The 12,957-nt window shown below is 71.1% G+C and carries 7 protein-coding genes; all 7 read right to left on the bottom strand.

What is annotated here, in order from left to right:
- Positions 1-143: 143 nt before the first annotated feature.
- The 7 genes from asnB to ABD241_RS00795 are packed head-to-tail and all read right to left on the bottom strand — an operon-like array spanning position 144 to position 12,926.
- A complete protein-coding gene (gene asnB / locus ABD241_RS00825) occupies positions 144-2,813 on the bottom strand; it encodes an asparagine synthase (glutamine-hydrolyzing) (protein ID WP_344057452.1) in 2,670 nt (889 codons plus the stop codon).
- A 10-nt stretch (positions 2,814-2,823) separates the two neighbouring features.
- Positions 2,824-3,525 (bottom strand): phosphatase PAP2 family protein, encoded by a 702-nt coding sequence (locus ABD241_RS00820; protein WP_344057450.1) that lies wholly within the window; start codon positions 3,523-3,525, stop codon positions 2,824-2,826.
- Positions 3,522-5,111 carry a glutamine-hydrolyzing GMP synthase gene (gene guaA / locus ABD241_RS00815; RefSeq protein WP_344057448.1) on the bottom strand — a complete coding sequence of 530 codons (1,590 nt, stop codon included), beginning with the start codon at positions 5,109-5,111 and terminating at the stop codon, positions 3,522-3,524. Before guaA ends, ABD241_RS00820 begins: the two co-directional genes overlap by 4 nt.
- Before the next feature lie 43 nt (positions 5,112-5,154).
- Positions 5,155-6,060, bottom strand: a complete 906-nt coding sequence (locus tag ABD241_RS00810) for a hypothetical protein (RefSeq protein ID WP_344057445.1) — start codon at positions 6,058-6,060, stop codon at positions 5,155-5,157.
- A complete protein-coding gene (locus ABD241_RS00805) occupies positions 6,050-9,304 on the bottom strand; it encodes an efflux RND transporter permease subunit (protein ID WP_344057443.1) in 3,255 nt (1,084 codons plus the stop codon). Before ABD241_RS00805 ends, ABD241_RS00810 begins: the two co-directional genes overlap by 11 nt.
- Positions 9,301-9,744, bottom strand: a complete 444-nt coding sequence (locus ABD241_RS00800) for an efflux RND transporter periplasmic adaptor subunit (protein WP_344057441.1) — start codon at positions 9,742-9,744, stop codon at positions 9,301-9,303. Before ABD241_RS00800 ends, ABD241_RS00805 begins: the two co-directional genes overlap by 4 nt.
- Complete coding sequence (locus tag ABD241_RS00795) at positions 9,741-12,926, bottom strand: efflux RND transporter permease subunit (protein ID WP_344057439.1); 3,186 nt, start codon at positions 12,924-12,926, stop codon at positions 9,741-9,743. Before ABD241_RS00795 ends, ABD241_RS00800 begins: the two co-directional genes overlap by 4 nt.
- Positions 12,927-12,957: the final 31 nt, after the last annotated feature.

Here is a 12,957-nt window from a genome sequence, read left to right as displayed (position 1 = left end):
GCACCGCACGAGCCGGTGGGACGGCATACGCTATCGCGAGACGTGGCCTCTCGACCGCCGCGGAACGACCAGACGTGGCCTCTCGACGGTCGACCAGCGGCCAGACGTGGCCCCTCGACGGGTGAGGCGGGGGTGGGTCGGGGTCAGGCGGAGGGCTTCTCGAAGACGATGGCCATCGGCGTCTGCTCGGAGCCCTGGCCCAGCGGGTTGTCGGCGAACATCGCCTCGTAGCGCTCCTTGGGACCGGGCGCGTCCATGCCGAGGACGTTGCGGCCGATGTCGTTGGCGTCCATGACGATCGTGCCGCCGAACGTGCTCCGGTATGCCTCGGGCACCCGCGCGCGGATCGCCGCGGAGAGGCGCGCCGCCACCTGGTCGGGGTCCTTGGGCGCGAGCTTCGCCGACACGTTGGCCGGGTAGACGGAGTACTCGGTGGGCCCGTCGATCGCCCGGATGTCGTTGCCGACGAGCTCGTAGAAGAGGCCCTTGCGGCCGATCACCTTGCCGACCGCGCCGCCGGCGGAGGCGTAGAGCACCCGCGGCAGCCCGACCTCCTCGATGGCCAGCTGCATCGTGAACGGCGAGCCGAGCCCGATGCCCGCCGGCGTGCGGGTGACGTAGCGCGACAGGACGCGGGCCGGCCGGGAGACCTTGATGTCCCAGATGAAGTACGAGCGGCCCTGCGTGATGGCCACGATCTTCTCGGAGATGAAGAAGTACCACTTCCCCGTCGTCGCGGCGGCGTGCTCGGGGCCGGCCTCGGGCAGCCCGGCGAAGAAGCGGTCGACGTAGCCGAGGGCCTTGGCGTCGAGGTCGTCCTCGCGGGCGAAGAGGTCGGTGCGCAGCGGGTAGCGGCGCACGGCCGTGCCGTCGCTCGTCACGAGGTCGAGCTGCTTGCGCGCGTTGGGCTCGTAGTCGGTCTTGACGCGGGGGGCCTCCACCTCCTCCGGCTTGTCGTCGAAGAACTCCTGCAGCCACAGCTCGAGGTTGAGCAGGCGCCAGAAGGTCATGGAGTCCACGTCGTTGGTGCCCTTGATCCACCCCTCGAAGGCGTGCAGCACCGCGGTCTGGTCGAAGTAGGGGCGGTTCGCGAACGACTCGGACAGGAAGATGCCGTAGAGGTGGTTCTTCAGCCGCATGAACCACTCGCCCTGGGGCGTCGTGAAGCCGATCTTGTTGCGGCGCCGGTTGATCGACTCGGGCAGCAGGTCGCGGGTGGCGTCGCGCAGCACGCGCTTGTTCCAGCCGTCCTTGATGATCGCCTCGTCGGAGAGGCTGAAGATGAACTTCACGACCTCCTTGTCGAGGAACGGCACGCGCCCCTCGAGCGAGAAGCGCATCGTGTTCTTGTCCTCGTAGCGCAGCAGCGAGGGCAGGGAGCCGACGAAGAGGTCCTCGATGAGGCGCTTCTTGAGGTTGTGGTTCTCGGTCGTGTAGCGCTCGCTGGAGTGCGCCGCCACGAAGTCGCGCCCGAGCAGCGAGGTGGTGGGCACGTCCTTGCGGCCGCGCAGCTTGGCCTTGAGCTTGAACCGGCCGAGCCGGTAGAGCACGTCGAGCGACTTGCTCAGCTCCGCTGCCGCCTTGCCGGCGCCCTGGGCGCGCAGTTGGCGCAGGTAGACGAAGTAGTACGGGATGTAGCCCGCCATCATCTCGTCGGCGCCCTGGCCGTCGAGCAGGACCGTCACGTGCTTGGTGGCCTCGCGCATCACCTGGTACTGCGCGTACGGGCCGCTGCTGATGAGCGGCTCCTCCTGCGTGCGCACGAAGTCGACGAGGTCCTCCTTGAACTCGGAGGGCGTCGGCTTGATCTTGTGCCCGGCGACGTGGCCGCGGCAGATGTCGAGGACGTCGTCGACGTAGCGCTCCTCGTCGTTGACCGAGTTGGGGAAGACCGCCGAGAAGGTGTTCTGGCGCGTGCCCACGGACTCGGTCGTCGCGTCGCCCTCGTTGATGAGGCGGTTGATGATGACCGCCACGGCGGAGCTGTCGAGACCGCCGGAGAGGGAGGTGCCGACGGGCACCTCGGACTGCAGCCGCAGGCGTACGGCCTCGATGAGGCGCGACTTGTACTCGGCAGCGGCGGCGGCGTCGTAAGGGCGCTGCTCCTTGGCCAGCTCGGCGAGCTCCTCGCGCAGGCGCGTGAAGGGGCGTCGCTCGACGCCCTGGGCCGAGATCGTCATGACCTCGCCGGCCTCGAGGCGCTCGATGCCGTCGAAGAAGGTCTCGCGCCCGTCCTCGTGGATGCGGAAGCGCAGGTAGCGGTAGATGGTGCGGTCGTTGGGGCGCTTGTCGTAGTGGCCGCTGGCGAGGATCGGCTTGATCTCGCTGGCGTAGAGCCACGCGTCGGCGCCGTCCTTGCCGGCACCGGGGACGCGGCAGACGTAGAGCGGCTTGATGCCGAAGTGGTCGCGGGCGAGGGTCAGCTCCTGCTTCTCGGAGTCCCAGATGGCGATGCCGAACATGCCGTTGAACCGGTCGAACGCCTGGACGCCCCAGGCCGCGAAGGCCTCGAGGACGACCTCGGTGTCGCTGTCGGTCTCGAAGGCGACGCCGAGGCCCTCGAGCTCGCCGCGCAGGTCGAGGTAGTTGTAGACCTCGCCGTTGTAGACGATGGTGAACCGGCCGTCCTTGGTCCGCATCGGCTGCTGGCCGTGCGCGACGTCGATGATCGACAGGCGCCGGTGGGCCAGCCCGCCGAGGCCGTCGACGAAGATGCCGTCACCGTCGGGGCCCCGGTGCCTCTGGCAGTCGTTCATCCGCCGCAGGAGAGCCTCGTCGGCCTCGAACCCGTGGTAGCCCGCGATTCCACACATGGCCTCAACCCTAACGGCCCGGGGCCGGGCCTCCGCGCCGCCCGGGCGGCGCGACACGCGCGCCGAGGCGCAGTGGCCACCGCAGGAGCAGCCACAGCAGCAGCGACCCGAGGAACATCGAGGCCACCACGTCGCTGAGCCAGTGGAAGTGCAGCCAGACCAGCGCCACCGCCACGAGCAGCGTCCAGCCGGCGGCCAGCGCCCAGGCGAGCCTGCGTCGCCCGGGATCCAGCCCGGAGACGAGCGCCGCGAGCACGCCGGCGCACACCAGCGCGGTCGCGGTGTGCCCCGAGGGATACGAACCGTAGTCACCGAGCACGTCCGGGAGCCGCGGTGAGGCCCTGGGGATGACGTTCTTGCCCAGCAGCACGGCGAGGGTCAGCACACCGAGCGCCGGCGCCACGAGGAGCGCCGGGCCCCAGGTCCTGGCACGCAGGCACAGGGCCGCCGTGATGGCGGCGACGGCGGCGACGCACAGGGCGGGCGTCGCGAGGTCGACGACCAGCAGCGCCAGCACCTCGGGGACGAGCGGTCCGTTGCCCCGGCCGGGCGTCCAGCCGTAGACGACGTCGTCGAGGTGCACGCTGGGTCCGTCGCGCACGACGCTCAGCGTGACGACGCAGAGCCCGGCCAGCAGGAGCAGTGCCACCCCGGGACCGACGGCCCACCCCGCGAGGCCGCGCGAGGTGCGGGCGCGCCCGCTGACGCTCACTCCCACTCGATGGTGCCCGGCGGCTTGCTCGTCACGTCGAGCACGACCCGGTTGACCTCTTCGACCTCGTTGGTGATGCGCGTCGAGATCGTCGCGAGCACGTCGTAGGGCACGCGTGCCCAGTCGGCCGTCATCGCGTCCTCCGACGCGACGGGGCGCAGCACGACGGGGTGACCGTAGGTGCGGCCGTCCCCCTGGACGCCGACCGAGCGCACGTCGGCGAGCAGCACGACCGGGCACTGCCAGATGTCACGGTCGAGCCCGGCCTTCGTCAGCTCCTCGCGGGCGATGGCGTCGGCCCGGCGCAGGATGGCCAGGCGCTCGGCGTCGACGGCACCGATGATGCGGATGCCGAGGCCCGGGCCGGGGAACGGCTGGCGCCAGACGATGACCTCCGGGACACCGAGCTCGAGGCCGACCTGGCGCACCTCGTCCTTGAAGAGGGAACGCAGTGGCTCGATGAGGGAGAACTGGAGGTCGTCGGGCAGTCCGCCGACGTTGTGGTGGCTCTTGATGTTGGCCGCACCCTCACCGCCGCCGGACTCGACGACGTCCGGGTAGAGCGTGCCCTGGACGAGCCACTTGACGGGGTGCTCCTCGTCGCCGCGGTCGTGGACCACGTCGCGGGCCGCCTGCTCGAAGACGCGGATGAACTGCTCGCCGATGATCTTGCGCTTGGCCTCGGGGTCGGTCACGCCGGCCAGGGCGTCCAGGAAGCGCTCGCGGGCGTCGACGACGACGAGGTCGACGCCGGTGGCCTCGACGAAGTCCTTCTCGACCTGCTCGGCCTCGCCCTCGCGGAGCAGGCCGTGGTCGACGAAGACACAGGTCAGCTGGTCGCCGACGGCCTTCTGCACCAGTGCCGCCGCCACCGAGGAGTCGACGCCGCCGGAGAGGGCGCAGAGGACACGGTCCTCGCCGACCTGCTCGCGGATCGTCGTGACGAGCTCCTCGACGACGTGGCCGGGGGTCCAGTCGGGCGTGATGCGGGCGCCCTTCCAGAGGAAGTTCTCGAGCACCCGCTGGCCCTGCTCGGAGTGCAGCACCTCGGGGTGCCACTGCACGCCGTAGAGGCGCCGCTCGTCGTCCTCGAAGGCGGCCACGGGCGTACCGGCGGTCGTGGCGGTCACCGTGAACCCCTCGGGCGCCTCGGTGACGGAGTCGCCGTGCGACATCCACACGACCTGGCTCGTCGGCTGCCCGGCGAAGAGCGTCGAGTCCACCTCGCCGATCGAGGCGGCGGTCTTGCCGTACTCGCGGGCTCCGGTCCGCGCGACGGTGCCGCCGAGCGCCTGCGCCATCGACTGGAAGCCGTAGCACATCCCGAAGACGGGGACGCCCGCCTCCAGGAGAGCGGGGTCGAGGCGCGGGGCGCCGTCCTCGTAGACCGAGCTCGGGCCGCCGGACAGGATGATCGCCGCCGGCTTCCTGGCGAGCAGCTCCGCGGCCGGCACCGAGTGCGGCACCACCTCGCTGTAGATCTGCGCCTCGCGCACCCGCCTCGCGATGAGCTGGGCGTACTGCGCGCCGAAGTCGACGACGAGGACGGGGTGGCTCTGCAGGTCGGTCGGTTGCGCGTCGCTCACGGGCGCCAGCCTAACGGCTGGCGCCCGGCGCGATGTCCGGTGCTCAGCGGGGCAGGTGGGCCGGACCGGTGGCCCGGTAGTCCTTGGACACGTTGTAGGCGCGGTGGTCGAGCCGCAGGGCGTCAGCACGCACCGCGCTCAGCTGCTCGGGCCCGAGCTTGCGAAGGGTGGTCAGCGTCATGACCTCCTGGGCATCGCCGCCCTGGGCCGCGATGCGGACCAGCCCGACGTTCGGCGCGTAGTACTTGAGCTGGTTGCCGTCCTCCGGCGCGTTCGGAGCCCACTCCTTGATCTTGACGACGCCCGAGTAGCACCCGGTCGGCACGCAGGTGCGCAGGCCCGTGCCCACGACCTGCCCCACGTCGTAGAAGTCGATCGCCGGTGCGCGGCCCTGGACGAACGGGGGTGTCCCGACGGTCGGGTGGCCCGGGACGAGGATGCCGGCGTGGGCCCCGCGGACCCCGTTGATCCACGTGCTGGGTGCGCCCTGGAACGTGCCGTTCTCGTACTCCTCGGGGTACTCGCCGAGCGTCCACACGTTGCCGGCGTCGTCCTGGGCGAAGAAGGCGAGCTCCGCCTCGGAGAGGACGCCGTCGTTGTAGTCCCGGTCGAGGACGACGCGGGCATTCGTGCCGTTGACGTTCTTGACGAGGTCGGTGACGGCGAAGACCACCTGGTGGTGGTGGGTGCCCTCGGCGTCGGTCACCGTCCCGTCGTAGGAGTAACGCATCCCGGGGGTCAACGGGAAGTACTTCGAGTCGGTGCGGAGCGGGTGCGAGAACGTCCCGGTGCCGCCGGGGGTGCTGGTGGCGGTGCCGCCGGCGGTGCCCGCGCCGGCTGCGGGGGGCGCGAGGGAGACGGTCGCCCCCAGCAGCGCGGCAGTGGCGATCAGCGCGGGGGCCGTGACGGCCCGGCTCAGTCGGGTGCGGAGGTGCAGGTCAGGTCGCATGGGGTTCTCCTTCGGCGCCGGCCACGGGCGCCGGCTGGTCGAGCGGTCGGTCTAGCGGTCGGTGGAAGCGCAGGTAGATGGAGGGGACGACGAACAGGCTGAGCAGGGTCGAGGTGACCAGGCCGCCGAGGATGACGACGGCGAGCGGGTGCTCGATCTCGTGCCCCGGCCGGGAGCCGAGCACCACGAGGGGCACCAGCGCCAGCCCGGTGGCGAGCGTCGTCATGAGGATGGGTGCCAGGCGCTCCTTGGCGCCCCTGATCACCAGCGGGAGCCCGAAGGGCATGCCCTCCTCCTGCTCCAGGTGCTGGTAGTGGTTGATGAGCAGGATCCCGTTGCGCGCGGCGATGCCGAAGACGGTGAAGAAGCCCACCAGCGACCCGAGCGACAGGATCCCACCGGCCATCCAGGCAGCGAGCACGCCGCCCACGAGGGCCATCGGCAGGGTCAGGAACACGAGGATGGCCAGCCTCCAGCTCCGGAACGCCGTCTGGAGCAGCAGGAGGATGAGCAGCCCGGCGGCCACGGCGGAGGTGAGCAGCCGGCTCTGGGCGGTCTGGCGCTCCTGGTACTCGCCGAGCACCTCGGCGTGGTAGCCGCGGGGGAAGCTGACCTTGGCGAGCTTGGCGTTGAGCTCGTTGACGACCGAGCCGAGGTCGCGGCCCTCCACGCCGGCCCCGACGTCGAGCCGGCGGGAGTCACCCTGGCGCTCGATCGCGTTCGGGTTGGGCCGCACGGACACGTCGGCCACGTCCTTGAGCTTGACCCGGGTGCCGGAGGGCGTGTCGATCGGGAGCTGCTCCAGGGCGGTGACGTTCGACCGGGTCTGGGGCGTGCTCCACACCACGACGTCGTACGCGCGTCCGGCCCGGAAGATGTCGCCGACCTCCTCGCCGGCCACCAGGGTCGCGGCGGCGCGGCGGACGTCGCCGGGCTTGAGGCCCACCTTCTCGGCGGCGTCGAGCTTCACGCGTACCTCGACCTGGGGGATGTCCTGCGAGATGTCGGTGTGCGCGTCCTTGACGCCGGGAATCGAGGCGAGCACCGAGAGGACCTCCTCCGACTTCGAGCGCAGCACCTTCAGGTCCTCGCCGTAGACACGGATGATGATCGGCTCCTTGCCTCCGGTCAGCACCTCCTCGACGCGCTCGTCGAGGTAGGTCTGCACCTCGGCGAAAAGGCCGGGGTACTTGGCTGCGACGGCGTTGATCTGCTCCTTGGCCTGGGTGTAGTCGGCCGAAGGGTCGAGGCTGATCCAGTTCTCGCCGAAGTTCACCCCGAAGACCTCCTCGCCGAGCAGCGCCTGCCCGATGTGGGCCCCGAAGCTGCGCACTCCGGGCACGGCCCGGATCTCCTTGCTGACGGCGGTGGTCGTGCGCACGGTCTCCGCGTCGGAGGTGCCCGGCACGCCGACCCAGTGCATGAGGAAGTCACGCTCCTGGAACGCGGGGAACAGGCTCTGGCCGAGGCCGGAGGCCACGAAGCCCCCGAGGACCGTGACCAGGGCCGCCGCGGCATACACGCCCCGTGGGCGGATGGCGATGCGTCCCAGCGCGGCGACGTAGCCGCGTTGGAGCCAGCGCACCACCGGCGAGGTGCGCCGCTCGATCGGAGCCGACCGCAGCAGGATCAGGCACAGCGCCGGCGTCAGCGTGAGGGCGACGCCCATCGACGCGACGATCGCCAGGGTGTACGACACGGCCAGCGGCTGGAAGAAGGCGCCGGTGAGCCCTTGGAGCATGAAGACCGGAACCGCAGCCGCGACGATGATGAAGGTGGCGTAGACGATCGGGCTCCGCACCTCGAGCGAGGCGTTCAGGATCACCGAGGCCGTCGACTCGGTGCTGCCCGACAACCGGCGTTCGCGCAGCCTCCGCACGATGTTCTCCGCGTCGATGATCGCGTCGTCGACCACGGCGCCCAGGGCGATGACCAGTCCGGCGAGGGTCATCGTGTTGATCGTGGCTCCTCTCAGATGGAGCACGAGCAGGGTGGCCACGAGCGACAGCGGGATGGTGAGCAGGCTGATCAGGGCCACCCGCCACTCGAAGAGGAACAGCAGCAGGATCGCCACGACGAGCAGGAACCCCAGCAGCAGCGACTGCGACAGGTTGGAGATCGCCAGCTTGACGAAGTCGGCCTGCTGGAAGACGTGGGTGTCGAAGGTGACGTCGGGCAGGCCCGGCTGCAGCTGCTTGATGGCGTCCTCGACCCCTGCGGTCAGGTCCAGGGTGTTGGCCCACGGCAGCTTCTCGACCACGAGGAGGATGCCCGGCTCCGAGTTGATGACCGCGTCCCCGATGAGCGGCTGGTGGGTCTCCGCGACCTTCGCCACGTCGCCCAGCGTGGGCGCACGGCTGCTGCCTGCCCCACTCTGCGGGGCACCCGCACCCGTCGCAGCGTTCGTCGAGGCGCCGGCCGAGGCGCTCCCGGGGACCGGACCCGCGCCCTTGATGGGGACCTTGGCGAGGTCTGCCGGCGTGACGATCGGCAGGACGTTGCGCACCGACAGCCGCTGGTTCGCCGACTCGACCATGCCTCCGGTCCCGATGACGCTGCCGGACGAGAACCTCAGCAGCCCGGAGTCGACCGCGTCCGCCGTCGTCTCCATGACCTGGTCGAGGGACACCTTCCTCCCGGCCATCCGGGCGGGCTCGACCTGGACGGTCATCAGCTGGAGGCGCTCGTTCCAGATGGCGACGTTGGCGACGCCGGGCACCTGGAGCAGCCGGGTGCGGATGTTCCAGTAGGCCGACATGGACATCTCGATGAGCGACTTGTTCTTCGAGGTCATGCCGATCTGCATGGCGCGGCCCGTGGCCGACACCGGCGCCAGGATGACCGGTGGGGCCGCCCACGTGGGCAGGCTCGGCGACACGATGGCGAGGCGTTCCTGGACGAGCTGCCGCGCCCGGAGCAGGTCGGTGTCGGGCGAGAAGAGCAGCTCGATCGACGACAGCTGCGGCACCGACCGCGAACGCATGTCGTCCAGGCCCTGCAGGCCGTTCAGCCCCTGCTCGAGAGGCACGGTGACGAGCTCCTCGACGTCGGAGGTCGACAGGCCGACGCAGGCGGTCTGGATGACCACGCGCGGCGGCGCGAACTCGGGGAAGACGTCGACCCGCATCTGTGACAGCGAGGTGAACCCGAGGACCATCAGCACGACCGACGCCGCGACCACGAGGAACCGCAGGTTCAGGCTGGACTGCACGATCCAGCGGATGACACCGCGCCGCTGCGTCATTGTTCGCCGCTGATCTCGAGCTCGGCGCCGAGCACCTCAGGGGCGCCGACGGTGACGACCTGCGAGCCCACCGGCGGGCCCGCCGTGAGCGTGGCGACCTGACCCGAGATGGACTGGACCCGGATCGGCACCCGGCGGAACGTGTTCTTCGCCTGGACCTGGTACGTCCACGTCGAGCCGTCGAGGTAGTACATCACCGCGGAGTACGGGATCCTCAGCTGGCCCGGCGCGGAGGCCTGGGTCACGGGTGCGGTGGAGATGCCGGCGGCCTGGGCAGCGTCGTCGGTCAGCTGCACCGTCTTGACGTCCGAGCCGGGGACCGTCTCGACGACGGCCGGTGGGTCCGACTCGGGCGCAGCCGCGGACTTCGCGCAGGCACCGAGGGCCGGGACCGAGAGCAGGCACACGGCCAGCAACCCGGCAGACTTGGCATTCCTCATTCTTGGGCTCCCTTCGGGACGCCACGCAGGGCGGGTATCAGACACAGCACGACGAAGGAGCTCGTCACCAGGCCCGCGAGGAGCGAGACGGCGAAGGGCTGCATCACCTCTGAGCCGGCGCGGCCCCCGAGGACGGCGGCCGGGGCCACCGTCAGGGCGACCAGCAGGGCTGCGCGCAGCACGGGAACGACGCGCTCCGAGGCCACGGCGGCAACCGAGCCAGGCTGCGGACCGGTTCCCGCGGCGGGGCCGTCGGGCAGGGCGGTCCGTGCACCGACGCCACCGACGTCACCGACGTCACCGACGGCACCGACGGCACCGACGGCACCGACGGCACGGGCGGCACGGGCGGTCACGAGGCCGCCGACCAGGGTGAGGGTGATGGCCGCGAAGACGCCGAGCAGCGCACCCGTGGTCATCAGGCCCCCCACCGCCGGGGCGGCGAGCACGGCCCCGACGCCGCCGAGCGGCGCGAGCAGGACGACCGCGGCAGCGGCTCGCCAGCTCCCCGTGGCGGCCTGGACCATCAGCAGCAGCCCGATGAGGACGCCCAGCGAGATGAGCGCGACACGCCGCAGGTCCGCCTCACGGTCAGCGGCGTCGCTGAGGACCTGCAGGTGGGTCTCGCTCGGCATCGGGAGGCGGTTGACGGCCGACGTGACGTCGGAGACCACCGTGGAGGCGCCGCCGCCGGCCAGGTCGGCCACGACGTCGACGCTGCGCAGCGCCTGGTCGTGCACGATGGTGGCGGGCTCGGGCCCGACCGTGATCTTGGCGACGTCGCCGAGGCGCACCTGCGACCCGCTCGGGGTGTCGATCATCACGTCGTCGAGGCCGGAGAGGTTGGCCCGTGTCGTGGGCGTGCCGAGGACGACGACGTCGAAGACCTTGGCCTGTTCGTAGAGGTTGCCCACCGTCAGCCCGCTGGCCAGCGTGGTGGCCTCGCGGCGCACGTCCCCCGGGCGCAGGCCGGCACGGTCGGCCGCCGCGAGGTTGACCTCGACGTGCACGGTGGGCTCCTGCGGAGTGGTCACGACGTGGGTGCCCTGCAGACCCGACACGGTCGACATGGCGCCGACGACCTTCGCGGCCGTCGCCTTGAGGGCGGCGGAGTCCTGGCCGAACACCCGCACCACGACGTCGTGCTGCGAGGCCGCCGTCGCCTGGTCGACGCGGTCGTTCGCGTAGGTCATGAGCGCGGTGTGCACGCCGGGGTAGCGGTGCCCGACCCGGTCGATCGACTGCGTGACCGACTGGTAGTCGGCTGCGCCGTCGAGCGTGAGCCAGAGCTCGCCGCTGTTGACGTCTCCCAGCTGGTCGGAGGTCACGGCCCGGCCGACGTGCCCGCCGACCGCCGTGATGCCGGGAAGCGCCCGCAGCTCGGACGACATCCTCTCCGACACCCGGGACATCTCGGTCAGGGACGTGCCCATCGGCATGTCGACGTGCAGCAGCAGGTCGAGGTCCCGCGCCGTCGGTACCAGCGCGGGGCGGCTGAGCGTCATCGCGGCCGCGGACGCGCCCACCCCGACGACGGCGAGCACCGCGACGAGCGACCACACGAGCGGCCGGGTCGTGGCGAACCGGGAGACGAGCCCCGTGACCGACCGGGCGACCGCCCGCACCGGCCGGGTCTCACGCCGCACCGGGGTCTGGTCGCGCAGGAACAGGAGCAGCAGGGCCGGGGTCACGGTGAGCCCCACGACCAGGGCGGCACCGAGGGCCAGGCCATAGGTCAGCACGAGAGGCCTCGTGAACGCTGTCGCGAGGGTGCTGAGGGCAAGCAGCGGAACCACGGCCAACACACAGGCCAGCAGGCCCACGAACGCCGTCCGTCGGGTGGCGAGCAGCGCCTCGGTCACGAGGTCGCGTGCCGTGCCCGTCCCGCCCGCGGCCTTCTCGGCGCGCCAGCGTGCCCGGACCGACTCCACGTCGCTCGCGACCTCGTTGACGATGAGGACCAGTGCGAGCAGCAGCCCGGCAAGGGTCATGCTGGTCAAGGTGGTCCCACGCAGGAACAGCACGTAGAGGGTCGCGGTCACCGACACGAGCACGGAGCCGGCGATGACCAGGGCGGCCCGCCAGGACCAGAAGAGCAGCAGCGCGCCGAGCGTCAGTGCGACGAGGCCGGCCGCGCCGGCGATCCCGATCGTGCGCAGGGACGTCTCGATGAAGCTGGCGGGACGGTAGACCGACGTGTCCACGTTGATCCCACCCAGCCCGGGGCGCAGGCCGGCGAGGGCATCCTCGACGGCCTTGGTCACCGTCTGCGTGTCGGCCTCCGGGAACTTCTGGATGACGAGGAAGAGGGCCGGCTCGGACGTGACGGCGTCACCGATGAGCGGCTGGTGGTCCTCGATGACCTGGGCGACGTCACCGAGCCGCTTCGGCGACGATGAGCCCTCCACCGAGACCTGGGCCAGGCTCTTGGCGGTGGTGATCGGCAGCACGTGCTGGACGGCGAGACGCTGGTTGGGTCCTTCGACGAATCCTCCGGTGCCCGGCGTGGACGCCTCGACGAACGTCAGGGGCGAGACCCAGAGCGCGTTGCCGGCGGTCTCGATCACCTGCGTGAGGGTGACTCCCTTGTCGTGCAGCGACTTCGGGTCGACCTGCACCTGGAGCTGCCGGTCCCGCTGGCCGTAGATGGACACGTTGGCCACGCCCGGGATGCCCATGAGCCGAGGGCGGATCTTCCACCGGGCAAGAACGGACATGTCGATGAGGGGGACGGTCGTGGAGTGCAGGCCGATCATGGCGACCCGGCTGGCCGAGGCGAGGGGCTCCACCATGATCGGGGGGCTGCCGACGTTGGGCAGGGCGTGCGCCTGGGTCAGCCTCTCCTGGACCATCTGCCGGGCGGCGTAGATGTCGGTCCCCGGCTGGAACAGCACGTCGATGGCCGACAGGCCCGCCTGCGAACGCGAGTGGATCCGGTCCATCCACGGCACGCCGTTGAGCAGGTCCTGCTCGATGGGCACCGTGATGAGCTGCTCCACCTCGGCTGCCGACAGCCCGAGGGCCTCGGTCTGCACCTGCACCGACGGAGGCATGAACTCGGGCAGGAAGTCGACCTTGGCCGAGCCGAGCGCGGACGCACCGAGCACCAGCACCCCCGCGGCGATGGCCAGGACCAGCCTGCCGAAGCGGGGGTTGGCGCCGATCAGGACCCCGGGGCTCATGGCCGGCGCCCTGTCGGGACCGGGCGCCGTG

The organism is Terrabacter lapilli (genome assembly GCF_039531305.1).
Lineage (GTDB): Bacteria > Actinomycetota > Actinomycetes > Actinomycetales > Dermatophilaceae > Terrabacter > Terrabacter lapilli.
This window is presented reverse-complemented; position numbering and strand designations above follow the sequence as displayed.